General features: G+C 57.0%; 23 protein-coding genes, 1 tRNA gene and 1 other RNA gene. 22 read left to right on the top strand and 3 right to left on the bottom strand.

Going from position 1 to position 25,700, the window contains the following annotated elements:
• Window positions 1-11: 11 nt before the first annotated feature.
• From B5E62_RS03380 to eno, 13 genes are all read left to right on the top strand, one after another.
• Window positions 12-1,616 carry an amidohydrolase gene (locus tag B5E62_RS03380; RefSeq protein ID WP_087173331.1) on the top strand — a complete coding sequence of 535 codons (1,605 nt, stop codon included), beginning with the start codon at window positions 12-14 and terminating at the stop codon, window positions 1,614-1,616.
• A 77-nt stretch (window positions 1,617-1,693) separates the two neighbouring features.
• On the top strand, window positions 1,694-2,794 hold the full coding sequence (locus B5E62_RS03375; protein WP_334293342.1) for an ornithine cyclodeaminase family domain: 1,101 nt from the start codon (window positions 1,694-1,696) through the stop codon (window positions 2,792-2,794).
• Between the two features lie 352 nt (window positions 2,795-3,146).
• A complete protein-coding gene (locus tag B5E62_RS17470; RefSeq protein ID WP_143468795.1) occupies window positions 3,147-3,668 on the top strand; it encodes an alpha/beta fold hydrolase in 522 nt (173 codons plus the stop codon).
• 82 nt (window positions 3,669-3,750) lie between these two features.
• Entirely contained in the window at window positions 3,751-6,495 is a 2,745-nt protein-coding gene (locus B5E62_RS03365; protein ID WP_242957699.1) for a translation factor GTPase family protein, read from the top strand.
• Between the two features lie 78 nt (window positions 6,496-6,573).
• Window positions 6,574-7,077 (top strand): transcription elongation factor GreA, encoded by a 504-nt coding sequence (gene greA / locus B5E62_RS03360; RefSeq protein ID WP_087173424.1) that lies wholly within the window; start codon window positions 6,574-6,576, stop codon window positions 7,075-7,077.
• A gap of 25 nt (window positions 7,078-7,102) precedes the next feature.
• Window positions 7,103-7,834 carry an amino acid kinase family protein gene (locus B5E62_RS03355; protein ID WP_087173328.1) on the top strand — a complete coding sequence of 244 codons (732 nt, stop codon included), beginning with the start codon at window positions 7,103-7,105 and terminating at the stop codon, window positions 7,832-7,834.
• Entirely contained in the window at window positions 7,835-9,571 is a 1,737-nt protein-coding gene (locus B5E62_RS03350; protein WP_087173327.1) for a sensor histidine kinase, read from the top strand.
• Window positions 9,540-11,066, top strand: coding sequence for a response regulator (locus tag B5E62_RS03345; RefSeq protein WP_087173326.1), 1,527 nt, complete (start codon window positions 9,540-9,542; stop codon window positions 11,064-11,066). The genes B5E62_RS03350 and B5E62_RS03345 overlap by 32 nt, the downstream gene beginning before the upstream one ends.
• A gap of 147 nt (window positions 11,067-11,213) precedes the next feature.
• The gene (locus tag B5E62_RS03340; RefSeq protein WP_087173325.1) at window positions 11,214-11,450 is read left to right on the top strand and encodes an HPr family phosphocarrier protein; all 237 of its coding nucleotides are present in this window, start codon (window positions 11,214-11,216) and stop codon (window positions 11,448-11,450) included.
• 142 nt (window positions 11,451-11,592) lie between these two features.
• Window positions 11,593-12,306, top strand: a complete 714-nt coding sequence (locus tag B5E62_RS03335) for an IMP cyclohydrolase (RefSeq protein ID WP_087173324.1) — start codon at window positions 11,593-11,595, stop codon at window positions 12,304-12,306.
• 43 nt (window positions 12,307-12,349) lie between these two features.
• Entirely contained in the window at window positions 12,350-13,528 is a 1,179-nt protein-coding gene (locus B5E62_RS03330; protein WP_087173323.1) for a phosphoribosylaminoimidazolecarboxamide formyltransferase, read from the top strand.
• Window positions 13,529-13,642: 114 nt separating this feature from the next.
• Window positions 13,643-14,992: a phosphoglucosamine mutase gene (glmM, locus tag B5E62_RS03325; RefSeq protein ID WP_087173322.1), complete on the top strand. Its 1,350-nt coding sequence runs from the start codon at window positions 13,643-13,645 to the stop codon at window positions 14,990-14,992.
• A 133-nt stretch (window positions 14,993-15,125) separates the two neighbouring features.
• On the top strand, window positions 15,126-16,415 hold the full coding sequence (gene eno, locus B5E62_RS03320) for a phosphopyruvate hydratase (RefSeq protein ID WP_087173423.1): 1,290 nt from the start codon (window positions 15,126-15,128) through the stop codon (window positions 16,413-16,415).
• A gap of 1 nt (window position 16,416) precedes the next feature.
• Here the strand turns inward: eno and B5E62_RS03315 are convergent, their stop codons facing one another.
• Complete coding sequence (locus B5E62_RS03315) at window positions 16,417-17,451, bottom strand: YeiH family protein (protein ID WP_087173321.1); 1,035 nt, start codon at window positions 17,449-17,451, stop codon at window positions 16,417-16,419.
• Between the two features lie 204 nt (window positions 17,452-17,655).
• Here B5E62_RS03315 and B5E62_RS03310 point away from each other — a divergent pair, with 204 nt between their 5' ends.
• From B5E62_RS03310 to B5E62_RS03270, 9 genes are all read left to right on the top strand, one after another.
• Window positions 17,656-18,546 (top strand): LysR substrate-binding domain-containing protein, encoded by an 891-nt coding sequence (locus tag B5E62_RS03310; protein WP_087173320.1) that lies wholly within the window; start codon window positions 17,656-17,658, stop codon window positions 18,544-18,546.
• A gap of 68 nt (window positions 18,547-18,614) precedes the next feature.
• Complete coding sequence (gene secG, locus B5E62_RS03305) at window positions 18,615-18,857, top strand: preprotein translocase subunit SecG (RefSeq protein WP_087173319.1); 243 nt, start codon at window positions 18,615-18,617, stop codon at window positions 18,855-18,857.
• 150 nt (window positions 18,858-19,007) lie between these two features.
• The gene (rnr, locus tag B5E62_RS03300) at window positions 19,008-21,218 is read left to right on the top strand and encodes a ribonuclease R (RefSeq protein ID WP_087173318.1); all 2,211 of its coding nucleotides are present in this window, start codon (window positions 19,008-19,010) and stop codon (window positions 21,216-21,218) included.
• Complete coding sequence (gene smpB, locus B5E62_RS03295; RefSeq protein ID WP_087173317.1) at window positions 21,178-21,651, top strand: SsrA-binding protein SmpB; 474 nt, start codon at window positions 21,178-21,180, stop codon at window positions 21,649-21,651. The genes rnr and smpB overlap by 41 nt, the downstream gene beginning before the upstream one ends.
• A gap of 13 nt (window positions 21,652-21,664) precedes the next feature.
• Entirely contained in the window at window positions 21,665-21,931 is a 267-nt protein-coding gene (locus tag B5E62_RS03290) for a hypothetical protein (protein WP_087173316.1), read from the top strand.
• Between the two features lies 1 nt (window position 21,932).
• Entirely contained in the window at window positions 21,933-22,469 is a 537-nt protein-coding gene (locus B5E62_RS03285; protein ID WP_087173315.1) for a zinc ribbon domain-containing protein, read from the top strand.
• An 85-nt stretch (window positions 22,470-22,554) separates the two neighbouring features.
• Window positions 22,555-23,748: a pyridoxal phosphate-dependent aminotransferase gene (locus B5E62_RS03280; RefSeq protein WP_087173314.1), complete on the top strand. Its 1,194-nt coding sequence runs from the start codon at window positions 22,555-22,557 to the stop codon at window positions 23,746-23,748.
• An 86-nt stretch (window positions 23,749-23,834) separates the two neighbouring features.
• Window positions 23,835-24,186, top strand: a transfer-messenger RNA (tmRNA) gene (gene ssrA, locus B5E62_RS03275).
• A gap of 177 nt (window positions 24,187-24,363) precedes the next feature.
• Complete coding sequence (locus B5E62_RS03270) at window positions 24,364-25,068, top strand: hypothetical protein (RefSeq protein ID WP_087173313.1); 705 nt, start codon at window positions 24,364-24,366, stop codon at window positions 25,066-25,068.
• A 69-nt stretch (window positions 25,069-25,137) separates the two neighbouring features.
• On the opposite strand, the gene B5E62_RS03265 is transcribed toward B5E62_RS03270, so the two are convergent.
• Together B5E62_RS03265 and B5E62_RS03260 are read right to left on the bottom strand one after the other, a co-directional pair.
• Window positions 25,138-25,229, bottom strand: a tRNA-Ser gene (locus B5E62_RS03265).
• A 76-nt stretch (window positions 25,230-25,305) separates the two neighbouring features.
• Window positions 25,306-25,593, bottom strand: coding sequence for a hypothetical protein (locus B5E62_RS03260; RefSeq protein ID WP_087173312.1), 288 nt, complete (start codon window positions 25,591-25,593; stop codon window positions 25,306-25,308).
• Window positions 25,594-25,700 lie beyond the last annotated feature (107 nt).

The raw sequence follows: 25,700 nt of genomic DNA, 5'->3' as shown, positions 1-25,700 counted from the left end.
GTAGTGAGTCAATGGACAATTGTATCTATGAAAACGGGAAGATTTTCACATCGGACAGGGACAGCCTGTACGGGGAGGCCATGCTCGTGGAGGGCGGTCTGGTCCGGAAGGTGGGGACGAGAGAGGAAGTGGAGGAGGCGGCTCCTGCGGGATGCGCCCGGGTGGACCTTGGGGGCCGCCGGGTACTTCCGGGATTTGTGGACGCCCACATGCACCCTGTCATGCTGGCGGACTTCAGCAGACAGATATCAGCCCTGCCGCCGAAGATCCACTCTATTGAGGAGCTTGTACAGGCCATCAGGCAGAAGAGAGAGGAGCAGGGGCCGGACGGTTGGATCCAGGGCTGGGGGTACGATGAGGGCAAGTTTGCGGAGAAGCGCTCTATCACCCGCTGGGACCTGGACCGGGGCTGCAGCGACGCGCCGGTGTCCATCATCCGCACATGCGGGCACATCCGGTGCGTGAACAGCAGGGCCCTTGAGCTGGCGGGCATAGACCGGAACACGCCGGACCCGGAGGGCGGAGAGATCGAGAGAGATGAAAAGGGAGAGCCTACAGGGGTGCTGAAGGAAAATGCCAGAAATCTCGTGACGCCTTTTATGCCTGTGCCGGAGCGGGAGGAGAAGGTGGAGAGCCTGGTCGAGCTGGGCCGGCTCCTCACATCCCAGGGCATTGTGGCTGTGACGGACATGGGAAATCTGGACAGCGGGGACAACTATCCCCTCTACCGGGAGGCGGCGGAGCAAGGCTTCCTCCAGGAGGTGGGCGTGTACTACATGTGGGATTTCTTTATGGATGACCCGGACTTTTGTATTCCCGGGGAGCGCTTTGACAGGGGACAGCAGATATTTGTCTCCGGTCTCAAGCTCATAGGGGACGGCAGCGTGTCCGGCCGGACCGCCTGGATGGCGGAGCCCTATCTGGGAACGGACTCCTGCGGGATTTCCGTGTGCAGCGACAGGCAGATGGAGACGGCCATTCAGTTCTGCAAGGAAAAACACTGCCAGCTCTCCATGCACGCCATGGGCACAAGGGCCATTGCGAGAGTGGTGGACCGGGCGGCCCGTGAGGAAAAATGGAACGATGGGCCGGAGCCCTATGTGCGGGTGGAGCACATCACAGACCCCGCAAAGGACAGCGTGCGCAAGGCGGCGGAAAAAGGCATCGGCTTTGTCACCCAGCCCATTTTCATGTATGCGGAGATCGAGAGCTACCTGAACAACCTGGGGCAGGAGTGGATGAAGAGATGCTACCCTGTGAGAGATCTGCTGGACAGCGGCGTGAAGCTCTGCTTTTCCACAGATGCGCCGGCCACGTCCTGGGCTGTTCCCTCAGACCCCTTCCCCAACATCAAGGGGGCGGTGACCCGCCGGGCCTGGGACGGGACAGACTGCGGGAAGGACCAGGCGGTGGACGTAGAGACGGCTGTCATCCTCTACACAAAGGAGTCCGCCGACATGGTGGGATTTGACAGGCTGGGGCAGCTGAGAGAGGGATACAAGGCAGATTTCCTCGTGCTGGACCGGGATATACTGGAGATCCCCGCTGAGGAAATCGACCAGGTGCAGGTGGACCAGACCTATATAGGAGGCCGCTGCGTGTACAGCCGAAGCTGACCGGACGCTGATGCAGGCAAAGGGGATGCGGCGGGGAGAGCAGGACAGACGACAGGAAGTGTGGGAGAAGGAGAGCGATGCAGATGTTTAAGATGCCAGGATACGAGGCCCCGGATTTTTCCGCGGAGGAGCTGAAAAACGCGCCGGACGCCCGCTGGGAGGTAGTGGAGAAGGACGGCGTGGCGCCGGAAGCTTATCACAGCACGTCCATGTACCCGGAATATTTTAAGCTGAACGGGGAGTGGCTGCTCCCGACAAGGTCCAGGATGGACGCCAGCGTGGTCTGGGACAGGGACGGGACCCTGAAGGTGGTTGAGAACAGGAATCTGAAAAGGGGAGACCGGGTGATACTGGGCCGGACGGAGAGAGGGGAGGAGGGGATCTACCTCCACACCACTGGATTTGAGAAGCCCAGAGATGCCTCGGAGGACCAGTTTGTGTTCCGGCAGGGGAGAAGCCGGGAGACCTCCTATGCCAGGGACTATGACAGGCTGTTTGAGCTGCTGAGGTATGAGAGGGAGCACGGCAATGTGGTCTGGGTCATGGGACCTGCCTTTTCCTTTGACGCTGATGCCAGAAAGGCCATGTCAGCCATGATCGACAACGGCTATGTGGACGGCCTTATGGCCGGAAATGCCCTGGCCACCCACGACCTGGAGGGGGCCATGTTCCACACGGCCCTGGGACAGGATATCTACACCCAGAAATGCCATCCCAACGGCCACTACAATCACCTGGACGTGCTGAACCGGGTGAGGAGGAGCGGTTCTATCCCCCGGTTCATAGAGGACTACAGGATTGACAACGGCATCATTTACAGCTGCGTGAAAAATGACGTGCCCTTTGTGCTCACCGGCTCCATCCGCGATGACGGCCCCCTTCCGGAAGTAATTGGGGACGCCTACGCAGGACAGAGTGCCATGCGGGCCATGGTGGAGAAGGCCACCACGGTCATCTGCCTGGCCACTATGCTCCACACTATCGCCACGGGAAATATGACCCCCTCCTACACTGCGACAGAGGACGGGACCGTGCGGCCTGTCTTCCTCTACACAGTGGACGCGGATGAGTTCGTTGTGAACAAGCTGCTGGACCGGGGAAGTCTCTCGGCCACCACCATTGTGACCAATGTGCAGGACTTTATCTCTCTGACCGTCAAGGGGCTGGGGCTGATGTAGGAGCATTCCGCACGTATAAAAAGAGGCGCTGCTGAACGGAGGAGAGTAGAAAAGCGGAAGGATCTTAAAATCCATTTGACTTTTTCTCAAATGAGGTGCTAACATAGTTACGTTGAGCAGCAAAAATGCGTAAGTCCAGACAGGACCTGCGCATTTTTTTGGCTTTTTAAAATTTGATAAAGCCTTCTGGCAGACAGCAGCTGGCGTGTCAGCTTCCTGGTGTACCTGATGGGCCTCATCAGCATTGTGCTCTGGTCCGCGCGGATACCAGGCGGGAAAACGGAGTAAAAAGCTGTCTTTCCCGGGCTGATGATGTATAATAAGGCCATAAAAGCAGGAGGCTGAACAGGTCATTGGGCTTATCGAACACCTGAAGCTTGAGAAGGTAAATCTTCTGGGAACAAGCGGCGGGGCCTGGGTTGCTGTCAATACAGCATTAAAGCGGCCCGACCTTATAGACAAGGTTGTCGCTGACAGTTTTGACGGCAGAACCTTACATGAGGAATTTGCGGAAAATCTGCTGAGAGAAAGAGCTTTGGCCAAACAGGACCTTCATGCCAGACAATTCTACGAATGGTGCCAGGGCGAAGACTGGGAAGCGGTCGTGGATCTGAATACCCAGGCACTCACAAAATGTGCCGAGGACAGGATACCTCTGTTTGGCAGGCCGCTGGAGGATTTGCGCACCCCGGTCCTGTTTGTGGGAAGCGCAGAGGACGAGATGTGCCGCAGGGATATGGAGGAGGAATACGAGCAGATGAGCAGGATCGTACAAAATGGCACGGTACACATGTTCAAGACAGGCGGACATCCGGCCATCCTGACAAACGCGGAGCTGTTTGCCGGAGTAGTCACTGAATATCTTGGCAGATAGAAAAACAACGCTTTATCGACTTACACCCCTTTTTGTGCTATGATAATACAGTCATTATTACAGTACAGAAAGGGGTATTTTCATGGAAAATACGTCTGACAATAGAACAGACCGCGCGGGTATGGAGCCCGCGGACCACCTCTGCGTCGGCCTTGTAGCCCACGTGGACGCGGGGAAGACCACGCTGGCGGAGGGCATTTTATACACCACGGGCCAGATACGAAAGCTGGGGCGGGTGGACCACAGGGACGCCTTCCTGGACACAGACCAGATGGAAAAGGACCGGGGGATCACCATTTTTTCCAAGCAGGCGGAGACGGTCATCGGGGATAAGAAGGTGACCCTCCTGGACACGCCGGGGCATGTGGATTTCTCGGCGGAGATGGAGCGGACCCTGCAGGTGCTGGACTACGCGGTCCTTGTCATCAGCGGCGCGGACGGCGTCCAGGGGCATGTGGAGACGCTGTGGCATCTCCTGGAGAGATATCATATCCCGGTCTTCCTCTTTGTCAACAAGATGGACCAGGAGGGGACGGATGAGAGGGCGCTCATGGAGGAGATGAAAAAGAGGCTCTCCGACGAGTGCGAGGACTTCTCGGATCCGGAGGATTTCGATGAGCGGATGGCCCTCCACGACGAGGCGCTGTTGGAGCGGTTCCTGGAGGGAGAGGCCCCGGACGAGGAGAGCATCCGGGAGCTGATACGAAAGAGGCGGATTTTTCCCTGTTTCTTTGGCTCAGCGTTGAAGATGGAGGGAGTGGAGGCGTTCCTTCAGGGATTGGGAAATTATATGGAATATCCGTGGTATCCGGAGGAGTTTGGCGCCAGGGTGTACAAGATCACAAGGGATGCCTCCGGTCAGAGGCTGACCCACCTGAAGGTGACCGGGGGATGCCTGCGGGTGAAGATGAACCTGGACGAGTACATGGCGGACTCCGGTACAGGGGAAGCGGGCGGTCAGAAGGAGACCGGTCAGAAAGGAGCAGGCCAGAGGGGGACAGGCCAGAAGGTGGACCAGATCCGGATCTACGCCGGAAACGGTTTTCAGACCGTGCAGGAGGCGGGCCCCGGCGTGGTCTGCGCTGTCACCGGGCTGGAGGGGACGTATTCCGGCCAGGGGCTTGGATACGAGACAGCCTCGGTCCTCCCGGTGCTGGAGCCGGTCCTCACCTACCGGGTGCTTCCCCCGGCTGCCTGCGATGTGCACGGCCTCTATCTGAAGCTGAAGACACTGGAGGAGGAGATACCGGAGCTCCACATTGTGTGGAGGGAGGAGACAAAAGAAATCCACACCCAGATCATGGGGGAGGTGCAGATAGATGTGCTGAAATCCCTGATACAGGAGCGGTTTGGAGCGGCGGTCTCCTTTGACGAGGGGAGCATCGTGTACAAGGAGACCATAGAGGACACTGTGGAAGGGGTGGGCCACTTTGAGCCCCTGCGCCACTATGCGGAGGTCCACCTCCTGCTGGAGCCGGGGGAGCGGGGGAGCGGCCTGGAATTTGACACGGCCTGCAGCCGGGATATGCTGGACATCAACTGGCAGCGGCTCATCCTGACCCACCTGGAAGAGAGGCAGCACAGGGGAGTGCTGACGGGAGCCCAGATCACGGATATGAAGATCACCCTCATTGCCGGCCGGGCCCACCAGAAGCACACCGAGGGCGGAGATTTCCGCCAGGCTACCTACCGGGCCGTCCGGCAGGGGCTGATGAAGGCCCGCTCTGTCCTTCTGGAGCCCTGGTATGAGTTCAGGATCGAGGTGCCCCAGGAGATGATCGGGAGGGCCATGACCGATGTGCAGAGGATGGACGGCCGGTTTGATGCCCCTGCGGTGGGGGAGGAGACGGCGGTGCTGACAGGCAGTGCCCCGGTGGCTTCCATGCAGGGGTACATGCGGGAGGTGCTGTCCTACACCGGAGGGAGGGGGCGCTTTGCCTGCCGCCTGAAGGGGTACGAGCCCTGCCACAACCCGGAGGAGGTCATCAGCGCAGCCCGGTATGACCCGGAGGGGGACCTGGAAAATCCCGCCTCCTCCGTATTCTGTTCCCACGGGGCCGGATTTGTGGTGCCCTGGCAGCAGGTGGAGGAGTACATGCACGTGGAAGGGCTGGACCCTGAGGAGGAAATGCCAGAAGAGGAGCTGCTTACTGCTCTGGAGGAGCGAAAGAGGCGCATCCACTCGGAGGTCATCGACGAGGAGGAGCTGAAGTCCATCTTTGCCCGGACCTATGGAAACGCGGGCCAGAAGCGGGCCGGGTGGAAGCGGACGGTCCGCACCTCCCCGGATGCATACAGGGCAAAGGGCGCTCCAAAAAAAAGTGGGAGAGAGTACCTGCTCGTGGACGGGTACAACATTATTTTTGCCTGGGAGGACTTAAAGGAGCTGGCAAAGGACAATATCGAGGCTGCCAGGAACAAGCTGATGGATGTGCTCTGCGACTACCAGGGCTACAGGCGCATGACAGTGATCCTCGTCTTTGACGCCTACAAGGTGCCCGGAAATCCCGGCGAGGTGCAGAAATACCACAACATCCACGTGGTCTACACCCGGGAGGCGGAGACAGCGGACCAGTACATTGAGAAGACGGTCCACGACATGGCCAGGGAGCACCAGGTGACAGTGGCCACCTCCGACGGGATGGAGCAGATCATCATCATGGGCCAGGGGGCCCGGCGCATCTCGGCCAGGGACCTGCTGGAGGAGATACAGGAGTCAAAAAAGGAGCTGCGGGCGCTGCATCTCGACCCGGCTCCGAAGATGAAGAGGTACCTTCTGGAGGATGTGCCCCCGGAGGTGCTGGATGAGCTGAAAAAGAAGGAGTGATCCTCCTTTTCATATAAAGAAAGTATGCTATAATGGACATGACATGGACTTGTATGTCCGGAAAGGATGTTTTTCAAAGTGAGAGAACAGCTGACCAGGCAGGACGTGGAGAAGATTGAAAAGGAAATCGAGTACAGGAAGCTGGTTGTGAGGAAAAACGCCATTGAGGCGGTGAAGGAGGCCAGGTCCCACGGGGATCTGAGCGAGAATTTTGAGTACCATGCGGCCAAGAAGGACAAGAACCAGAATGAGAGCCGTATCCGCTATCTGGAGAGGATGCTGAAGACTGCCCGCATCGTGAAGGACGACGCGGCGGACGATGAGGTGGGCCTTGACAAGAAGGTGGAGGTCTATTTTGAGGATGACGACGAGACGGAGGTCTTTAAGCTGGTCACTTCCGTCAGGGGCAGCTCCCTGAACGGGAAGATCAGCATAGAGTCCCCTATCGGGAAAGCGCTCATGAAGCACCGGGCAGGGGACAGGGTGTATGTGAAGGTCAATGACAATGCAGGATACTATGTGGTGATCCGCTCCGTGGAGAAGACCGGCGGGGAGGACGAGGACGCCATACGGAAGTATTAGAAACTGGATCCGGAGGAGGAGAAAGATGGAGCGGATGATACTGGAACAGGTAGAGAAAAAGGCGGAGGTGCTGACAGACGCCCTCCCCTATATCAGGGATTTCAACCGGCAGGTGGCGGTCATCGAGTACGGCTGCAGGAAATACATGAGCCCGGTGGGAGAGCAGGAGCTGATGAGGGACATCGCCCTCTTGAAGACCGTTGGCATGAAGCCGGTGGTGGTGCACGGCTGTCCCATCGGCGTGGACAAATTCCGGGAGAACAAAAGGATCGCCAAGCTCCTGGAGCTGTGCGGCACCAAGGCGGTGGGTATCTGCGGCATGGATATGGAGACCCCTGCCATCATGCTGGACAACGGGTATATCCCTGTCATCATGCCCAATGACATCGACACGGAGAACGTGGAGATAAATCCTATTGATGCGGCCCTGGATGTGGCCGTGGGACTGAAGGCGGACAAGCTGGTCTATCTCTCCTCCCACAGAGGGATATGGAAGGACGAGGCCAGGACGGAGGTCTACAGCCGCTTGACCGTGGCACAGGTGCAGGAGATGCTCAGCCAGGGCAGGGTGACAGAGGGTGTCCTCTCCAGAGTGGAGCGGGGGCTGAAGGCAATTGAGCGGGGGGTGGACCGCGTCAACCTTCTGGACGGAAGGATGGAGCATGCCCTGCTGCTGGAGTTCTTCAGCGTGGCCGGTGTCGGCACGGTGATGTTTCAGGATGAGAGTCGTCTGTATGCGCACGAGAAGGATGTATAAATGAAAAAAGAAAGAAGCTTTCAGAGGAAGCTGCTGCCTATCATACTGCTCCTGGCGGCAGTTCCTCTTTTTCTTTTCTCCATCCTGGCTCTGGTCAGCCTGCGCGGTATCCTTGTGGACCGGTATGAAGAGCAGGTGGACAGTGACCTGGCACAATCGGAAAAGCTGATGGATATCACGCTGGAGAGATACAGGACGCTCCTGGATGAGGCGGCTGCGGACGGAGACCTCCTGGCGGCTGCGGAGAGGGCGGCGCAGGGACAGGAGCTGACAGGTGGAGAAAATGAGAAGATAAATGGGTGCCTGGAGCAGATGGTCCGCCAGAGCTCCGGGGCAGCGGGGGCAGCCCTGCTGCTGGAGGACAGTGCCTTTTTCTTCGACCAGCCGGATCGGTATTTGGAGGGGAACGGCTGGATGGAGGAGGCAGTGCGCGCATGGAGGCTGCAGACAGACGGAGAGAGGACATTCTCCTACAGCGGTCCGGCCGGGGGAGACGCGGCGGAGGAGAACGGCAGGTATGTGTTCGGGGTGTTCCGCCGCCTTTCGGTCTCCACGGAGGAAGAAGGCGCGGGGACACTGGCGCTCTGGGTGGATGTGGAAGTCCTGCGCGATACCCTGGCAGGGGAGGAGGGGATAAAGAGCTTTGTGAGCGACGGAGAAGTGATCGTTGCCTCCACAGAACGCGGGGAGACAGGGAAGTCTCCGGCGGAGGCTTCCAGAGGGGACTACTACATACAGAGCCTGACCCAGCAGGACACGGGATGGAGGATCACAGAGATGTACTCCCTGGAGCGGTACCACTATACCCTGTTCAGCCAGCTTGCCTTTGAGGTGCTCATCGGTCTTGCCGTCATGGCGGTCCTGGCTGTCGTTGCCTTTCTGCTGAGCGCGCCCATGGTCCGGTCCGTGAGGAGGATAGCGGGAGCCATGGCGGCTGCAAGGGAGGGGGACTTCTCTGTCCGCGTGGAGGAAAATCCAAAGAGTCCCTATGAGCTGAACACCATTGCAACGGGATTTAACGGTCTGGCAGAGCAGACAGAGCAGCTCATCAGGAAGCTCAGGCAGACAGCGGAGGAACAGAAAAACGCGGAGCTGCAGGCCCTGGAGGCCCAGATTGACCCGCATTTTCTCTACAATACGCTGGACACTATCAACTGGAAGGCGATCGAGAAGGATGAGATGGAGATCAGTGAGATGGTGGGGGCCCTGGCGGATATCCTCCGCTATTCGGTCATCAATGCCGGGGAGGAGTCGCCCGTCCGGGGAGAGTTGTACTGGCTTGGGCAGTATGTGCTGCTGCAGCAGGAAAAGCTGGGCAAAGAGATCAAGGTGACGGTGGATGTCCCTGAGCGGATACAGAATATGAAGATACATAAGCTTCTCCTGCAGCCCTTCGTGGAGAACAGTATCCGCCACGGATTCCGGGGCAGAGAGGGGGAGTGCCGTCTGGAGATACGCATGACTCTCGAAGACGGGATGCTCCACATCCAGCTGGAGGACAACGGCCGGGGGATGGACGGCCCGGACCTTGCCAGACTGATGGACGAAGAGAGGACCCGGAGCTGGACAGGGCATGTGGGGGTGGAGAACGTGCGGAAGCGTCTGCGGCTGTACTATTCAGACAGAGCCTATCTGCGGTTTGAGAGCGTGGAGGGTAAATTTACAAGAGTTCACATTTATATTCCTGCATCAGAAGGAGAGGTGGATGGACATGAAGATCGTGATCGTGGAGGATGAGGCGGCCATCCGCAAGGGGCTGGCGGGACTGCTCCCGAAGATCAGCCCGGACTATGAGGTGGCCGGCACGGCAGCTGACGGCCGAGAGGGGCTGGAGCTGATACGGAGGGAGCATCCGGCTCTTGTGATACTGGACATCCGCATGCCCGGCATGGACGGGATGACCATGCTGAGAGTGCTGCGCAGTGAAGGGAATCCCTGCCGGGCTGTGGTGCTGTCGGCCTACTCGGATTTTGAGTACGCAAAGACAGCGATCGACCTGGGAGTGGAGAGCTATCTCTTGAAGCCTGTGAAGGTCAGGGAGCTGGAGGATGTCCTGCGGCTGACGCAGGCCCGCATCCGGCAGGAAGAGGAGGAAAAGAGCCGGTATACTCCCGAAAGGGCCTTCCTCTCGGCCCTGACCGGGGAGGTGGAGGCGGATCCCTATGTGAGAAAAAGGCTGAAGGAGGAATACGGCCTTCTCCCGGACGGTCTGACCGGAATCTTCGTCGTCTGGCTTGGAAAGAAATACGGAGCATACAAAGACACTGTGCGGGGGGCTCTGGAGCCTTTGGGAGAGAGCTGCGGCCTGTTTTCTGTCTGCGCCCTGGGGCGGGAAAAGAGGCAGCTTGTGCTGGCAGCTCTCTATAAGGCGGCGGATCAGGAGAAGATCCGGGAGTATCTGGAAAAGACGGCGGTTCCCATGATTTCCGGGCTGACCCGGGGAAAGGCGGTCATGGGTCTGACCTGGTGCGCCGGCCTGGCCGGCTTCCACGAGGCCGCTGTGCGGCTGTGCGGCGCTCTGGACCGCAGCCTCGCTGAGGGGCCGGGAAGGCTTATCGTGTACGAGGAGAGGGAGCAGGAGGGACACCCATTTAAATATCCTCTGGATATCGAGACAAGGACAAAGCAGGCCCTCCATCAAAGCAGCGGCGGGCTGGGCCGCTGTATCCGGAGCTTTCTCTCCTACTGCGAGGAAGGGCGTTTTCAGCCAAGACAGGTCAAGGAGGGATGCTTCCGGTATTTTAACATGGTCTGCCACACAGCCGGCGAGTGCGGGCGCACCGTCCCCGGGGCGGCGGAGATGTCCAGGCAGATGGAGGAGATACTGGAGGCGGTGACCTGGGAGCAGATACGGGAGATTTTTGCAGGGCTGGCCGATACCCTGGAGGGCGGGGAGGACAGTGAGGGTGAGGAGAGTCTTCTTGTGCGGAAGGCGAGGAGGCTGATACTGGAATATTACAGCCAGGGCATCACTCTGGAGGAGATCGCCTCCAAGCTGGGCGTGTCCGGCGAGTACCTGAGTACCCGGCTTAAAAAGGAGACAGGGAGCACCTTTACCGAGATCATAAAGGCGGTCCGCATGGACAAGATAAAGGAGCTCCTCGTGAGCACAAATATGAAGCTGACCCAGATTGCGGACGCGGCCGGATACACGGACCCCAAGTATATGAGCCGCATTTTCAGGGAGGAGGAGGGGATGCTCCCCCTGGAGTACAGAAAAATACATCTTTAGACAAAAAAAGATTAAAAAATTACTCCTTTTTTAAAAATATCTGCCTGCCATCCGGGCAATAATCCTATATGATAGAAGCTGGCAGAACAGAGACAGACAGAAAAGAATATATAGTTTTAAGAAAATTTTTGGAAAAGGAGAAGTTGTATGGATCAGGTGAAAGTACAATTCAGGACGCCGGAAGAGGTGATGGATTTTACCAATGTTGTATCCAGGTATGAGTGCGACATGGATCTGAAGAAGAGCAGCAAAAAGGTTGTTGACGCCAAATCACTGCTCGGAATACTGGCTCTCGGACTGGAAAATGTTCTGGAGCTGTGTATTTATTCTGATGAGAGCTGTGAGGAAGTCGTGAAAGCCATCAGCCGATATGTGATAGCGTAAAAGGTGCCAGGGAGCAGTGACAGACTGTTCCCTGCTTTTCTTTTATAACGAATACTGATTAATGGTGGAAAAATATTCGTATATCTTATATAATGGAGAGAGTGGGAAACCAGCAAATACAAGATAAAGAGGAGAGTCACTCATGGAAATGTTGTCAATTGAAAAAGAATTACAGGAAAACTCCTACCCCGGAAGAGGGATCATCATCGGGAGGAGCGCCGACGGCAAAAAAGCTGTCACAGCCTATTTTATCATGGGCAGGAGCGAGAACAGCCGGAACCGGGTCTTCGTGGAGGACGGGGAGGGCATCCGCACCCAGGCCTTCGACGAGTCGAAGCTGACAGACCCGAGCCTGATCATCTACGCCCCTGTGCGGGTCCTTGGAAATAAGACTATCGTCACAAACGGGGACCAGACCGATACCATCTATGAGGGAATGGACAGGCAGATGACCTTTGAGCAGTCTCTGCGCAGCCGTGAGTTTGAGCCCGACGCGCCCAACTACACGCCCCGCATTTCCGGCATCATGCACGTGGAGGGCGGAAAATTCAATTACGCCATGTCCATCTTAAAGAGCAGGAACGGCGACCCGGGAAGCTGCTGCCGCTATACATTTGCCTACGAGAATGCCGTGCCGGGGGAGGGACATTTCATCCACACCTACATGCATGATGGCAATCCTCTTCCAAGCTTTGAGGGAGAGCCGAAGCGTATCGCCATCCCGGACGACATGGACGCCTTTGCGGACACGCTGTGGAGCAGCCTCAACGAGGACAACAGGGTCTCCCTGTTTGTGCGGTACATTGACATTGCTACAGGCACATACGAGTCAAAGATCATCAACAAGAATAAATAAACTGACACGGATAAAGAGAACACGATTTGCGGAGGGATAAGAAATGAAGGAACTGGAACTGAAATACGGATGCAACCCCAACCAGAAGCCGTCCAGGATCTATATGGCGGACGGGGGCGAGCTCCCCATCACAGTGCTGAACGGGAAGCCGGGGTATATCAATTTTCTTGACGCCTTTAACGGCTGGCAGCTGGTGAAGGAGCTGAAGGAGGCCACCGGACTTCCGGCAGCCACCTCCTTTAAGCATGTGTCTCCGGCGGGAGCGGCGGTGGGCCTGCCCCTCACGGACACGCTGGCAAAGATCTACTGGGTGGACGACTTGGGAGAGCTCTCTCCTCTGGCCTGCGCCTACGCAAGGGCGAGAGGGGCGGACAGGATGTCCTCCTTCGGAGATTTTATTTCCCTTTCCGACGTCTGTGACGTGGACACAGCCCGCCTCATCAAGAGGGAGGTGTCTGACGGTGTCATCGCCCCCGGGTATGAGCCGGAGGCGCTGGAGCTACTGAAGCAGAAGAAAAAAGGGAACTACAACATCATCCAGATCGACCCTGACTATGTGCCGGCAGCTCTGGAGCACAAGGAAGTGTACGGCGTTACCTTTGAGCAGGGCAGAAATGAGCTCCACATCGGGGACGATTTCTTTGACAACATTGTGACAGAAAATAGAGAGATGCCCAAAGAGGCAAAGATAGACCTGGCCATCTCCATGATCACCCTGAAATACACCCAGTCCAACTCCGTCTGCTACGTGAAAGGCGGACAGGCCATCGGTATCGGGGCAGGACAGCAGTCCCGCATCCACTGCACCAGGCTGGCCGGACAGAAGGCGGACAACTGGTGGCTGCGCCAGTCACCGAAGGTGATGGGCCTGCAGTTCCTGGACAAGATCGGACGGGCCGACAGAGACAACGCCATCGACCTGTACATCGGGGACGAGTACATGGATGTGCTGGCAGACGGAAAATGGGAGCAGACCTTCAAGGTGAAGCCGGAGGTGTTCACGAAAGAGGAGAAGAGAGAGTGGCTGGACAAGCTGACAGACGTGGCCCTCGGTTCCGACGCCTTCTTCCCCTTTGGCGACAACATTGAGAGAGCCCATAAGAGCGGCGTGAAGTATGTGGCCCAGCCGGGAGGCTCTGTCCGGGATGACAATGTCATCGAGGCCTGCAACAGCCACGGCATGGTGATGGCATTCACCGGCATCCGCCTGTTCCATCACTAGAAAAGTAGTTGTATGTTTAGGGAAAACGCAGTATAATATACAAGGATGTGGCCGATTGTGCAAAAAAAACGGACAATCGGCCAAAATCATATCTGCGATAAGGAGATCATTCAAATGGGAAAATATTTTGGAACAGATGGCTTCCGGGGAGAAGCAAATGAGGTCCTGACCGTGGAGCACGCCTTCAAGGTGGGGCGCTTTCTCGGATGGTACTACGGACAGGAGCACAGAGCCCGGGTGGTCATCGGAAAAGACACGAGGCGCAGCAGCTATATGTTTGAGTACGCGCTGGCAGCCGGACTGACAGCCTCAGGCGCGGACGCCTTCCTTCTCCACGTGACCACCACTCCCAGCGTGTCCTATGTGACAAGGACCGAGAATTTTGACTGCGGCATCATGATTTCCGCCAGCCACAATCCCTTCTATGACAACGGGATCAAGGTGATCAACGGCAAAGGCCACAAGCTGGAGGCTGAGGTGGAAGAGAAGATTGAAGCATATATTGATGGGGAGACAGGAGAACTGCCCCTGGCCAAAAGGGACCAGATCGGCCGCACGACAGACTATGTGGCCGGAAGGAACCGCTATGTGGGCTATCTCATCTCGCTTGCCACCAGGTCCTTTGAGGGGATGAAAGTGGGGCTTGACTGTTCCAACGGAAGTGCGTTCATGATCGCCAAGAGCGTGTATGACGCCCTGGGGGCGAAGACCTACGTCATCAACAATGAGCCCAACGGTCTCAACATCAACCTGAACTGTGGCTCCACCCATATCGACGTGCTGAAGCAGTATGTGAAGGATAACGGCCTGGACGTGGCCTTTGCCTTTGACGGGGACGCGGACCGCTGCATTGCTGTGGATGAGAACGGCAACGAGGTGAACGGGGATCTGATCCTCTACATCTGCGGAAAATACATGAAAGAAAACGGCCGGCTCAACGGGGATACTATTGTCACCACCATTATGTCCAATCTGGGTCTTTACAAGGCCTGCGACAAGGCGGGACTGAAGTATGAGAAGACGGCTGTGGGAGACAAATACGTATACGAAAATATGGTGAAGAACAACTTCTCCCTGGGCGGCGAGCAGTCCGGGCACATCATCTTCAGCAAGCATGCCACCACAGGCGACGGCATCCTGACCTCCCTGATGGTCATGGAAGTGATGCTTGAGAAGAAGATGAGCCTTGCCAGGCTGACGGAGGAGGTCCGTATCTATCCCCAGCTCCTGAAGAACGTGCGGGTGACGGACAAGAAGACAGCCCGCGAGAACCCGGCGGTCGTGAAGGCTGTGGAGGAAGTGACGGAGGCTCTCGGCGACAACGGCCGTATCCTCGTGCGGGAGAGCGGGACAGAGCCGGTGATCCGCGTCATGGTGGAGGCGGAGACAGACGAGCTCTGCGAGAAGTACGTGGACCAGGTCGTGGACGTGATGCACGCGGAGAACCTGGCTGTGGAGGCATAAAAATATCATAAACAGTATGATGAGAAAAGATGCGCTGCATGAGTGATGCAGCGCATCTTCGTCTGTGAAAACGGATATACTAAGTTCCGGCTGAAAGTATTTTAAGATGAAGACAAAAAGGAGGAGCAGGATGTTGTATCAGTATTTACCGATCACAGACGTATACGCAAGAGAAATCCTTGACTCCAGAGGAAATCCTACGATAGAGGTGGAGGTTCTTGCCGGTGGGAAATATGTGGGAAGAGCCAGCGTCCCCTCGGGGGCATCTACCGGAAAATACGAGGCGGTGGAGCTGAGGGACGGGGAGGAGCGCTACGGGGGACGGGGCGTGGAGCGGGCTGTGGACAATGTGAATGCCCGGATCGCGCCGGAGCTTGTGGGGAAAAACGTGCTGGAGCAGATGGAGATCGACCGGCTGCTCACCAGACTGGACGGCACGGAAAACAAGAGGAGCCTGGGGGCCAACGCCATCCTGGGCGTCTCCATGGCAGTCGCCAGAGCCGCCTCGGAGGCGCTGCAGCTTCCCCTCTACGCCTACCTGGGAGGTGTGCACGCCAGGACCCTGCCGGTCCCCATGATGAACATCATGAACGGGGGGCGGCATGCGGACAACACCATCGATATCCAGGAGTTCATGGTCATGCCCTGCGGCGCCTGCTGCTTTAAGGAGGGGCTGCGGATGTGCGCGGAGGTGTACCAGCACCTGAAAGGACTTTTGAAAAAGCACGGCTACAGCACGGCGGTGGGGGACGAGGGCGGCTTTGCCCCCAACATGAAGGACGCCGGGGAGGCCCTGGGCTTTATCCAGGAGGCCATCCAGTCGGCCGGGTATATGCCGGGAGAGGATGTGCGCATCGCCCTGGACGTGGCCGCCTCGGAGCTGTATGACAAAAGGCTGAAAAAGTACGTGTTCGAGGGGGAGAGCCGGATGCACGGATACAGAGTGGCCCGCTCTGTGGAGGAGCTCATCGACTACTATGAAGAGCTGGCCGGCGACTACCCGGTGGTGTCCATCGAGGACCCCCTGGACGAGGAGGACTGGGACGGCTGGGAGCTGCTCACCGCCCGGCTTCAAAGAGACATGCAGCTTGTGGGGGACGACCTCTTTGTGACCAATACAAAAAGGCTCCGCAAGGGGATCGACCGAGACGTGGCCAACGCCATCCTCATCAAGGTCAATCAGATAGGCACCCTCACAGAAGCCTTTGACGCCATAGAGACAGCCCGAAATGCAGGCTACAGGACCATCATATCCCACCGCTCCGGGGAGACGGAGGACTCTGTCATCGCGGACATCGCTGTCGCTTTCAACGCGGGACAGATCAAGACAGGCGCGCCCTGCAGGGCGGAGCGGACCGCCAAGTACAACCAGCTCCTGCGCATTGAGGAGAAACTGGGGGAAGCCGCCAGGTACGGCGTCTGACCTACCAGATGCCCAGCACGTGCTGCAGCGCGAGGCTGACGGCGGTGATGCCGGCCCAGCAGCAAAGGCCCAGGATGATGGGCTTTCCGCCGGTCTTCACCAGCTTGACGATGTTGGTGCCAAGGCCGATGGCAGCCATGGCCAGGACAATGAAGAACCTGCTCAGCTCCTTGAGAGGTGAGAAGAAGTCCGCCGGCACGCCGAGAAGGCCTGTGGCCACTGTGGTGATGATGGATGCGATGACAAAATAAATGATAAAGAAGGGGAAGATCTTCTTCAGGCTGACAGAGCTGCCTGCGGAAGATTTTTCCTTTTTTGCCCGGTAAAATGCCAGCACCAGGGTGATGGGGATGATGGCCAGGGTCCGGGTCAGCTTTACCGTGACAGCCTTGTCCAGGGTTGCGGAGCCGAGGCCGAACATCGCATCCCAGGTGGAGGCCGCCGCCGTCACCGAGGAGGTGTCGTTGATGGCCGTGCCGGCAAAGATGCCGAAGGCCTCCCCGCTTGTCTGGGAAAAGCCCAGAAGATTTCCGAAGTGTGGGAAGAGGACAGCTGCCAGCACGTTGAAGAAAAAGATCACCGAGATGGCCTGGGCCACCTCCTCGTCGTCCGCGTCAATGACCGGGGCGGTGGCCGCGATGGCCGATCCCCCGCAGATGGAGGAGCCCACCCCCACGAGAGTGGAGATATTCCCCGGGATATGCAGGACTTTGCTGAGGGCAAATGCGATGACAAGGGATGTGGCGATGGTGCACAGGATGATGGGGAGGGACTGGCGCCCGGTCTCCAGGATCACGGACAGGTTCAGGCCGAAGCCGAGAAGGATGACCGCGTACTGGAGGACCTTTTTGGAGCAGTAGCTGATGCCGGCCTGGAAGGAGGAGCTGTCCTTGATGAAGAGGGTGACGATCATGCCCAGGATGATGGCGATGACCGGACCTCCGATGACGGGAAATGCAAGTCCCGCGAACCAGGCGGGGACCGCGATGACGAGACAGAGCAAAAGCCCTTTTATGTTCTTGCTGAAAAATTCCATGATAAACCTCTTTTCTGTTTGTTGTTTTCCTTTATCCGCCCATAAATGTAGCACGCCAAAATAATAATGTAAAATTATAATAAATTATGATACAATAATACTAATTTATCGAACAGTGTTGCCGCCGCTGGATTGCCGCCGCTGGCACAGAGCGGAGGGAGGCGGGGCGGCCCGGAGACGGTGAATGGGGAAGGAGGGATTTTTGTGCTTGATTTCAGGATGGATACCTTTCTGGCAGTGTGCAGGCATATGAACTACACAAAGGCGGCCCGGGAGCTGCATATCACGCAGCCCGCTGTCACGCAGCATATCCACTTTATTGAAAAAGAATACGGGGTGCAGCTCTTCTCCTTTCACGGGAAAAAGCTCAGCCTCACCCCGGAGGGGCGCCTCCTCCTGGGGGCTGTCACCACTATGAAACACGACGACATGGCCCTGCGGCGGATGTTTGACGAGGGAAAGACAGGGAGGAGGCAGCTTACATTCGGAGTCACCATGACCATCGGGGAGTATGTCATTGGGAAGTACCTGGCCTCCTATATCCGCAGGCATCCGGGCACCAGGATACGGCTGTACATCGCCAACACAGAGGAGCTCCTGGGAAGGCTGGACAGAGGGGAGATAGATTTTGCCCTGGTGGAGGGCTTCTTTGAGAAGAGGGACTATGATTTCCGGCTCTTCAGGCGGGAGAGGTACCTGGGAGTGTGCGCCCCCGGGTTTCTGGAGGAACGTGAGGCGCCCCGAAGCTTCCAGGAGATATTCACGGGCACCCTCATCACCCGGGAGCCGGGCTCCGGCACAAGGGAGGTGCTGGAGAGAGCCCTGTCGGAGAAGGGCTGGGGTATCAATGATTTCTCCAATGTGGTGGAGATCAGCAGCATGGGCGCCATCAAGAGGATGGCGGAGGGAGGAGGCGGCATCGCCTTCCTCTACGAGGCTGCAGTGCTGCGGGAGCTGGAGGAGGGCTCGCTTGTCCCGGTTTACCTGGAGGATTTTCCCAGATATCACGACTTCACTTTCATATGGAGAAAGAACAGCCTCTTTGGCGGCCAGTACATGGAGCTGCTGGACGAGATGGAGAGGGAGCAGATGTAAAAAAAATCTTGCCATACGGACCGCCTTGTGCTAGAATAAATGTGGTTTATCCGCAGGAGGTGTTAACGGTGGAAATATTGAAAGTGGTTTTAATGATCATATTTGCTATAGACTGTATTGCGCTCACCATCATCATTCTGATGCAGGAGGGCAAGCAGGCAGGACTGGGAACGATCGGAGGCATGGCCGACACATACTGGGGCCAGAATAAAGGACGTTCCATGGAGGGAGCGCTTGTGAAATCTACCAAGTTCCTTGCCATTCTCTTTATTGTCCTGGCAGCAGTCCTGAATTTGCAGGTATTTGCGTAAAACAGCAGAGAAAAGATACAAAAGCGGAACACTCTTGTTTGTATAGACGGGAGTGTTCTTTTTTGTTCTGCGGGCAAGTCCTTTTTGGACTGTCCGGCGGGATAAAAGCCCTCCGCGAGGGCACACTTACAGAAGAAGGGAAGTGATAGGATGGACGGGACATTTGAGAAGAGAAAGAAACTCATCTATGAATTTATCTGCGATGATTTCTATATACCCATGAAGCTGAAGGAGATGGCGGCTCTCCTGCAGGTATCAAAGGAGCAGAGGACCGAGCTGAAGGAAGTGCTGGACAGTCTTGTGGACGAGGGAAAGATTTACGTCAGCAAGAAAGGAAAATACTGTAAAGGCGAGTCCCAGACCCTCACCGGCGTGTACCAGGCCAATCCCAGGGGATTTGGATTTGTGGCTGTGGAAGGCCGGGAGGAGGATATCTTCATCGGGGAGGACGACACCGGCGGCGCGTTTCACGGAGACACGGTGGAGGTGGCCCTGACCCGGGACGGCAGCCACAGGCGGGACGGGCGCAGAGGCGACAGCCACAGGCACCGCCAGGAGGGGCGCGTGGTCAGGATCCTGGAGAGGGGCACTGCCACCCTGGTGGGACTCTATGAGAAGTCAAAGAAGAGGAGCTACGGCTTTGTCGTTCCTGACAGCCGGCGCTTTCTGGAGGATGTATTTATCCCGGAGGGAAAAGACGGGGGAGCTGTGGACGGCCACAAGGTAGTGGTGGAGCTGACCTCCTACGGCGGTTCCGGTAGAAAGCCGGAGGGCCGGGTCTTGGAGATACTGGGACATGTGAATGACCCCGGGGTGGATATCATGTCCATCGTGAAGGGGAGCGACCTGCCCTGTGAGTTCCCGGAGAAGGTGCTGAACCAGGCGGGCCGCGTGCCGGACCACATCAGCGAGGCGGACATGGCGGGCCGGAAGGATATAAGAGACTGGCAGATGGTCACCATAGACGGGGAGGACGCCAAGGATCTGGACGACGCGGTCTCCCTCACAAAGGAGGGGGACCGGTACGTGCTGGGCGTCCACATCGCGGATGTGGCCAACTACGTGCAGGAGGGGAGCGCCCTGGACCGGGAGGCCTTAAAGAGAGGGACAAGCGTGTATCTGGCAGACCGGGTGATCCCCATGCTGCCCCACCGGCTGTCCAACGGGATATGCTCCCTGAATGCGGGGGAGGACAGGCTGGCCTTAAGCTGCATCATGACCATAGATGAGAACGGCGATGTGACGGACCACGAGATTGCCGAGACGGTGATCCGTGTGGACCATCGCATGAGCTACACAGGAGTCAGCAGGATACTCAAGGGGGAGGACCCGGAGGAGATGAAAAAATACGGGGACGTGGTACCCATGCTCACCCGGATGGAGCAGCTCTCCGGTATACTCAGGGAGAGGAGACACAGGAGAGGGTCCATTGACTTTGATTTTCCCGAGGCCAAGATCATCCTTGATGAGAGGGGGAAGCCGGTGGAGATAAGGCCCTACGAGAGAAATGCGGCCACACGGCTGATCGAGGATTTTATGCTGCTGGCAAACGAGACCGTGGCGGAGGAGTATTTCTGGCGGGAGGTGCCCTTCCTCTACAGGACCCACGAGGCTCCGGACGAGGAGAAGATGAGGACGCTGGCCACCTTTATCAACAACTTCGGCTACTCCATGCACGTAGGTGAGAAGGTGCAGCCCATGGAGATACAGAAGCTCATGGTGAAAATAGAGGGCACGCCCCAGGAGGCCCTCATCAGCCGGCTGGCTCTGCGGTCCATGAAGCAGGCAAAGTACACGCCGGAGAACACAGGCCACTTCGGGCTGGCCGCCAGGTATTACACCCACTTTACCTCACCCATCCGGCGCTACCCGGACCTGCAGATCCACCGGATCATCAAGGACGACCTGCGCCGGCGTCTGAATGAGAAGAAGGCGGAGCATTATGAAAGGATACTGCCTGAGGTGGCAAAGCAGGCCAGCCAGACAGAGCGCCGGGCGGAGGAGGCGGAGCGGGAGACCGTGAAGCTGAAGAAGGCGGAGTACATGGCGCGGCATATCGGCCAGGAGTTTGAGGGAGTGGTCTCCAGCATCACCAAATGGGGCATGTACGTGGAGCTCCCCAACACCGTGGAGGGCCTGGTCCACGTGACAGCCATGAGGGATGACCACTATGAGTACTATGAGGACAGATACGAGATGATCGGCAGCCACACGGGCCGGGCCTACAAGCTTGGCCAGAAGCTCCGGGTGCGGGTGATCGGGGCGGACCGGCTGCAGAGGACCATAGATTTTGAGATCGTGAAGGAAGGAGAGCCGGAGGATGGCGAAAAACAAGACGGACGGGAAGCTGATCGCCAATAATAAAAAGGCGTATCACGACTATTTTATACTGGACACCTACGAGGCCGGCATCTCCCTGGCGGGGACCGAGGTCAAGTCCCTGCGCATGGGAAAATGCAGCATCAAGGAGTCGTTTATCCGCATTGAGAACGGGGAGGTCTGGATTTACGGCATGCACATCAGCCCCTATGAGAAGGGGAACATTTTCAACAAGGACCCCCTGCGGGTGCGCAAGCTCCTTCTCCACAAGTCGGAGATCAACAAGATGACCGGCAAGATGAAGGAGAAGGGTATTGCGATCGTGCCTCTCAAGGTTTATTTTAAAGGCAGCCTGGTGAAGGTGGAGATTGGCCTCGCAAGGGGCAAGAAGCTCTACGACAAGCGGCAGGACATCGCCAAAAAGGACCAGAAGAGAGAGGCGGAGCGGGAATTTAAGGTGAGAAACTTCGGATAGAGGAGGAACTGGTATGGTACCTGTGAGTAAAGAAGAGCTTAGAAAACTGGTCTCCCAGACGACCATTGAGACCTACGAGGAGCTGACGCCTCAGCTCATTTCGCTCATCCAGGAGACGAACGCGAAGGCAGAGTTGACGGCAGAGCAGAGGCAGGACGAGATATCCCTTCACATGATGGGGTACATCAAGTCCTGCACAAATGAGATCATCATAGAAGTCCTTGCAGAGATACTGGGCCTGGAGGACGAGAAAAATCCAGTGCACATAGGAGGAAGATAAGATGGCATATTGTGTGAAGTGCGGAGCAAAGGTGGACGACGGGATACGCTTCTGTCCCTGCTGCGGGGCTGAGATCCCTCTGGGCCAGGGCCAGTACGGCCAGCAGGGGCAGGGCCAGGACCAGCAGTACTACGATCACGGCGGCCAGCAGAGCCAGTACGGCCAGCAGGGGCCGTATGGCCAGCAAAGGGAGGGATATTTTCATCCGGAGGACGTGAGAGCGAACAAGGTGATGGCGGTTTTGTCCTACATAGGGATCCTTGTCCTCGTGCCTCTTCTTGCGGGAAACAAAAGCTCAGAATATCTGAGACACCACATTGATCAGGGACTTGTGATATGGATCGGGAGTCTCCTGGCAGATATCCTGTCCGGAGGGGGATTCCTGGGCTTTGCGTTTTTCTCCTCTGTCTGGCCCCTTGAGCTGGTGGGCGGTATCCTGAGCCTTGTCTTCTTTATCCTCATGATCGTGGGCATTGTAGACGCCTGCCGGGGAGTGAGGAGAGAGCTGCCCGTTGTGGGAGCCTTCAAGATACTTTAAAAGCAGGATGATTTTATAAATTTAACTTGATAAAGCGCTAAAGCGGTTGTATAATAAGTCATATGATAAGTGAGAGGAATGACCTATGATTTCTAAGAGGATACAGGAAGTGGAGCCGTCCAGGACGGTGGAGCTGACCAACCGCATAGCCGCAATGAGGAGGGAGGGCATCCCTGTGATTGGGCTCAATGTAGGTGAGCCCGATCTTGATACCCCGGCCCATATCTGCCGGGCGGCGAAGGAGGCCATTGAGGAAGGATTTACAAGGTACACGCCGGTCATGGGTGTGCCGGAGATAAGAGAGGCTATTGCGTCCAAGCTCATGCGGGAAAACCATGTGGAGTACGCACCGGATGAGATCACCCTGGGCCCGGGAGCCAAGCAGTGTATCTATGCGGCTCTCCTCGCCCTCTGTGATCCGGGGGACGAGGTCATCATCCCCTGCCCCTGCTGGGTCAGCTACACGGAGATGGTGCGCATGGCCGGGGGCGTGCCGGTGGCTGTGAGGACGGCGGAGGATTTCAGCCTTGACCTTGCAGATATCGAGCGGGCAGTCACGGGACGGACAAAGGCGGTGATCATCAACACGCCCAACAATCCCACCGGGGCTGTGTACAGCAAGGAGAGCCTGGAGGAGCTGGCTCTTCTCGCACAGAAGCATGATTTTTATGTCCTGTCGGATGAGGTCTACGAGTGCATGGTGTATGAGGGCCGGACGCACGTGAGTGTAAGCGCCCTGTCCCGTGACGCCAGAAGGAGGACAGTGCTCATCAACAGCTTTTCCAAGACCTATGCCATGACAGGGTGGAGGCTCGGCTACCTGGCGGCGGACCGGGAGGTCGTGCAGGCGGTCAATGTGGTCCAGAGCCAGATGGTCTCCTCCGTCAATTCCATTTCCCAGAAGGCCGGGATCGCGGCGCTGCAGGGCAGCCAGGACTGTGTCAGGGAAATGGCATCGGAGTACGACAGACGCCGCCTCTTTCTCCACGAGCGGCTGAACCGCATAGAGGGCATCCGCTGCCAAAGCGGGGAGGGAGCCTTCTACCTCCTGCCGGATGTGACAGATTATCTGGGCCGGACATATAATGGAAAGAGGATAGCGGACGATCTGGCCCTTGCGGAATTCCTCCTGGAGAAGGCCCGGGTAGCGGTAGTGCCGGGCAGCGCCTTCCTGGCGCCGGGGCATCTGCGCATCACCTACGCGGCTTCCGTGGAGACGCTGGAGAGGGCGGCGGACGCTATGGAGGCGGCTCTGCGGCTTTTGGAGAAAAAGGTGTAAAAAAGCCTTCGGGGGAAGACTTGACAGGACAGATGTCTGTTACTATAATAAATGAGACAACAAAAACGTCTGCGGCCAGACAGCTCGGGCTTGTACTGGTTTCGACGGGGGTTTGGAAGTTGGAGAAGCCATCCGTAGCGGGACACTACGTTAAAAGTTCCAATTAAATATAAACGCAGACAATAGAGAATTAGCGTACGCTGCCTAATTTTGGCGGCAGTCGGCCTTAGGTCATCCGCTGCTTAAGATCCCGGCTTCAACAAGGCGGAGCACTTCGTCCTCAAAGCTTTGAGGGGATGGAAGACTTTATGAAGCTACTGAAACCGGAAGCCTGTCATTAGGCGGCCGGCAGAGGGAATGTCAAACTAATGACTGTGATGGGAGATGCTCTGATGGAAAGGCTTTCGGACGCGGGTTCGATTCCCGCCAGGTCCATTTTTGGAAGCGAAGGGAAACGCTTGGTATGCAGGCGTTTCCCTTTTTTGTGACGGCGACGGACCAAAGTCCGGGCTTGCCCGAGACCTTGGCGACCGCTTACGATCCCGGAATGTGCCTTTTGGCACTTCCGATGATCATTCCGCCGATAAAAGGAGAAAGGTATAGGGGGGAATTTTTATGAAGACAGACAGGACATTTTTTCCGGATGTGGAGACTGTGTACCACAAGGACTACCAGTGTGACTACTACAGGGGCGTGATCGTGGACGGGGAGGGCCGCGTGGCTGCCCGCTGCCAGGAGCTGCGTCCGGACCATGAGGAGGCCCTGCGGGATGCGGAGCGGAAGATGGCGGGCAGCCCCCTGTACTCGCGGAAGACAACTTCGGATATGAAGGATAAGCTGGAACAATATAAAGAGCAGAAGGCGAGAGAGGAGCGCCGTCAGGGCGTCCATGTGATTGACCCGGGAGATTGGAAAGAGTGGGTGTACATCTACGACCAGGGACTGTACCGTTACCGGTACATGAACCAGAACAGGCCCGCCGCAACCACCGTATCCAGACTCGGCTTCCCGCTCATCGGGCAGTATATAGCTGACAGGGGTCAGGAGGACAGAGCCTTTTATGAAGGGCGGATAAGGGGGATTTCCGATATCCTGGACCTGCCGGGGCGAAAGGATGTATGGCATATCATCCGGGTGACAGACATCCGGCAGAAGGACAACCGGGATGTGGAAGTCGCGGCGGTCATCCGGGAGTACAGCAATCTGCGCCGTGATTTCAAACAGGGCGGGCAGCAGAAGACCATCACAGTGAAGCGGGAGTGGGACTGCTTTAACGAGCTGATGGACTATTTCACGGACCTGTACGAAGAGACCGTTTGATAGATATTTCAAAAAGAGGGTGCCCCTCAAGTCAATGCATGACTTTTGGGACACCCTCTGTCATTTTAACGGAGACGGAGGGATTCGAACCCTCGTACCGGCGATAAAACCGATAAACTGATTTCGAGTCAGCCCCGTTACGGCCACTTCGGTACGTCTCCAGAAACATGCTGCCCGTCTCAAACATGATAAACAGCACAGATTATTATAGCATGTTCCCCCAAAATAGAAAAGATTTTATTTGGATTTTTTTCTGCGGCCAAAGAGGCCTCTCTTTCCTTCACGCTCCTCTTTCCCGATGGCGAGAAGCTCGTCGTAGGCCCGGCGCATCTCGGTCTCGCGTTTTTCCCGCACGGCTTTGGGCGGAATGTTGGCGTATTTCGGATAGTGCTCCTCCTCTTCCTTCTGTGCCTGAGGGGCCTTCTGCTCAGGCAGGCGGTACTTCTTTCTGCAGGTATCACAGAGGCCAAATCTGGGATCCTTTCTGCTTATTCTCAGTTCGTTTCCACATCTGGGACAGTTCATGGTTGCCCTCCTCCTTGCATTTATCGCAGTCATTATACCACATTTCTGAAAAAAATTCACAAAAGGAACATAGAATACTGGTATAATAGTCTAAAAGGTAAGCGGCA

Origin of the sequence: Lachnoclostridium sp. An118 (assembly GCF_002160985.1) — a bacterium.
Classification (GTDB): domain Bacteria; phylum Bacillota; class Clostridia; order Lachnospirales; family Lachnospiraceae; genus Claveliimonas; species Claveliimonas stercoravium.
Note: the sequence above shows the minus strand (reverse complement) of the source record. Positions and strands in the feature narration are given on the sequence as shown.

Bases quoted from the DNA above. Each gene is read 5' to 3' on its own strand.
- rnr (WP_087173318.1), top strand. From the start codon at position 19,008: ATGGACGGGACATTTGAGAAGAGAAAGAAACTCATCTATGAATTTATC.
- B5E62_RS03285 (WP_087173315.1), top strand. From the start codon at position 21,933: ATGGCATATTGTGTGAAGTGCGGAGCAAAGGTGGACGACGGGATACGC.
- B5E62_RS03260 (WP_087173312.1), bottom strand. From the start codon at position 25,593: ATGAACTGTCCCAGATGTGGAAACGAACTGAGAATAAGCAGAAAGGAT.
- glmM (WP_087173322.1), top strand. From the start codon at position 13,643: ATGGGAAAATATTTTGGAACAGATGGCTTCCGGGGAGAAGCAAATGAG.
- B5E62_RS03330 (WP_087173323.1), top strand. From the start codon at position 12,350: ATGAAGGAACTGGAACTGAAATACGGATGCAACCCCAACCAGAAGCCG.
- B5E62_RS03380 (WP_087173331.1), top strand. From the start codon at position 12: ATGGACAATTGTATCTATGAAAACGGGAAGATTTTCACATCGGACAGG.
- B5E62_RS03280 (WP_087173314.1), top strand. From the start codon at position 22,555: ATGATTTCTAAGAGGATACAGGAAGTGGAGCCGTCCAGGACGGTGGAG.
- B5E62_RS03290 (WP_087173316.1), top strand. From the start codon at position 21,665: ATGGTACCTGTGAGTAAAGAAGAGCTTAGAAAACTGGTCTCCCAGACG.
- B5E62_RS03345 (WP_087173326.1), top strand. From the start codon at position 9,540: ATGGACATGAAGATCGTGATCGTGGAGGATGAGGCGGCCATCCGCAAG.
- B5E62_RS03270 (WP_087173313.1), top strand. From the start codon at position 24,364: ATGAAGACAGACAGGACATTTTTTCCGGATGTGGAGACTGTGTACCAC.
- B5E62_RS03315 (WP_087173321.1), bottom strand. From the start codon at position 17,451: ATGGAATTTTTCAGCAAGAACATAAAAGGGCTTTTGCTCTGTCTCGTC.
- smpB (WP_087173317.1), top strand. From the start codon at position 21,178: ATGGCGAAAAACAAGACGGACGGGAAGCTGATCGCCAATAATAAAAAG.
- B5E62_RS03375 (WP_334293342.1), top strand. From the start codon at position 1,694: ATGCAGATGTTTAAGATGCCAGGATACGAGGCCCCGGATTTTTCCGCG.
- B5E62_RS03340 (WP_087173325.1), top strand. From the start codon at position 11,214: ATGGATCAGGTGAAAGTACAATTCAGGACGCCGGAAGAGGTGATGGAT.
- B5E62_RS03335 (WP_087173324.1), top strand. From the start codon at position 11,593: ATGGAAATGTTGTCAATTGAAAAAGAATTACAGGAAAACTCCTACCCC.
- B5E62_RS03350 (WP_087173327.1), top strand. From the start codon at position 7,835: ATGAAAAAAGAAAGAAGCTTTCAGAGGAAGCTGCTGCCTATCATACTG.
- B5E62_RS03365 (WP_242957699.1), top strand. From the start codon at position 3,751: ATGGAAAATACGTCTGACAATAGAACAGACCGCGCGGGTATGGAGCCC.
- B5E62_RS03355 (WP_087173328.1), top strand. From the start codon at position 7,103: ATGGAGCGGATGATACTGGAACAGGTAGAGAAAAAGGCGGAGGTGCTG.